Genomic DNA, 1846 nt, shown 5'->3' on the forward strand with positions numbered 1-1846 from the left:
GGAGCCCTGTGGGAGCGGGCTTGCCTGCGATGCAGACCCCTCGGTCCTTCAGTTGAACCGAGCTGATGTCATCGCAGGCAAGCCAGCTCCCACACTTGATTGGGTTACCAACTTTCAGAGCAAAAAAAAACGCCAACCCTAAGGTTGGCGTTTTTTTATACAGCGGTTAAATCACTGCGGCTTCTTGCGACCAAAACCCGGACGCTGACCGGAACCGGCCGGCGCGCCACGGCGCTTGCCCGACGGCTCGTCGGCGACCAGTTTCGGACCAGGGCGCTTGTTCGCCGCGGGCTTGGCTGGGCGCTTGGTGCTGGCGTTGTCCGCTGGGCGGTCCGCTTCACCACGGTTGCTACGGCCGCCGCTTGGCGCTTCACCACGGGCAGGGCGCGGAGTGCGTGGCGCACGCTCGCCTTCCTGACGCGATGGCGCGGTTGGGCGACGCTCGCCTTCGATGTGCGGCTCACGGGAGATACGCCCACCGGTCGCCGGTGCATTCAGCGCAGGGCGCAAGGTGCGTGCAACACGCTCGGTACGCGCCACAGGACGCGAGGATTTACGCTGCATACGCTCAAGCTTGTCTTTGCTCTTGGCGTTCATCTGCGGCATGGCCACCGGCGTCAGGCCGACTTCGGCACTGAGGATGTCGACTTCGTACTGGCTCATTTCGCGCCAGCGGCCCATCGGCAGGTCGGAGTTGAGGAACACCGGGCCGAAACGCACGCGCTTCAGGCGGCTGACCACCAGGCCCTGGGATTCCCACAGGCGACGTACTTCACGGTTACGGCCTTCCATCACCACGCAGTGGTACCAGTGGTTGAAACCTTCGCCACCGGGCGCCTGCTTGATGTCGGTGAACTTGGCCGGGCCGTCTTCCAGCACCACGCCAGCCTTCAGGCGTTCGATCATCTCGTCATCGACTTCGCCGCGTACACGTACAGCGTACTCACGGTCCATCTCGTAGGACGGGTGCATCAAGCGGTTGGCCAGCTCACCGTCGGTGGTGAACATCAGCAAGCCAGTGGTGTTGATGTCCAGGCGGCCGATGTTGATCCAGCGGCCTTCTTTGGGCTTGGGCATCTTGTCGAACACGGTCGGACGGCCTTCCGGGTCGTCACGGGTGCAGATCTCGCCGTCGGGCTTGTTGTACATGATCACGCGGCGCACCGATTCGGCGGCCTCTTCACGCTTGATGACTTTGCCATCAATGGTGATTGCATCGTGCAGGTCGACGCGCTGGCCGAGGGTAGCCTCGACGCCATTGACCTTGATGCGCTTCTGGGTGATCCAGGCTTCGACGTCGCGGCGTGAGCCCACGCCGATACGCGCCAGCACCTTTTGCAGTTTTTCGCCTGCTGGGCCGATTTCCTGGCTGTCGTTCTGGTCTTGGTCGTTCATCTTAAGCACCTCCCGGTGGGTCGATTCAGGCGTGGCCTGAAGAGTATTGAAAGCGGGGCTTTGGCCGAATAGATCGGCAAAGGGTCGCGAATCATACGCGCATGGCGCGGGTTTCGCATCACAGACTAGTCGATAAGGCCCAAGTCATTTGCTTTTCCGCCGACCGGTGGCGCCCAGGGCCAGCAGGCGCAGCTCGGCTTCGGCCAGAACGGTGCGTTTGTCGGTTTTGTCGAGCTTCTTCCAGGCGCGGATTTCGCGCTTGCTGCGGCCACAGCCGACGCAGATGTCATCGGCGAATTTGCAGATGCTGATGCAAGGGTCTTTGGTGGAACTCATTTGAATCCTCCCAGCAAGCTGGCTTTTCTGTGGGAGCTGGCTTGCCTGCGATGGCATCACCTCGGTACAACCGACAGACCGGGGCGCCCGCATCGCAGGCAAGCCAGCTCCCACA

At 62.1% G+C, this 1846-nt stretch carries 2 protein-coding genes; both read right to left on the reverse strand.

The window, feature by feature from the left end; genetic code table 11:
* Positions 1-171 precede the first annotated feature (171 nt).
* Positions 172-1395 carry a 23S rRNA pseudouridine(2605) synthase RluB gene (rluB, locus tag FEM54_RS31700; protein ID WP_017139164.1) on the reverse strand — a complete coding sequence of 408 codons (1224 nt, stop codon included), beginning with the start codon at positions 1393-1395 and terminating at the stop codon, positions 172-174.
* Between the two features lie 144 nt (positions 1396-1539).
* Positions 1540-1731, reverse strand: coding sequence for a DUF1289 domain-containing protein (locus FEM54_RS31705; protein WP_138454185.1), 192 nt, complete (start codon positions 1729-1731; stop codon positions 1540-1542).
* Positions 1732-1846: the final 115 nt, after the last annotated feature.

It is taken from the genome of Pseudomonas edaphica, from assembly GCF_005863185.1.
Classification (GTDB): Bacteria; Pseudomonadota; Gammaproteobacteria; order Pseudomonadales; family Pseudomonadaceae; genus Aquipseudomonas; species Aquipseudomonas edaphica.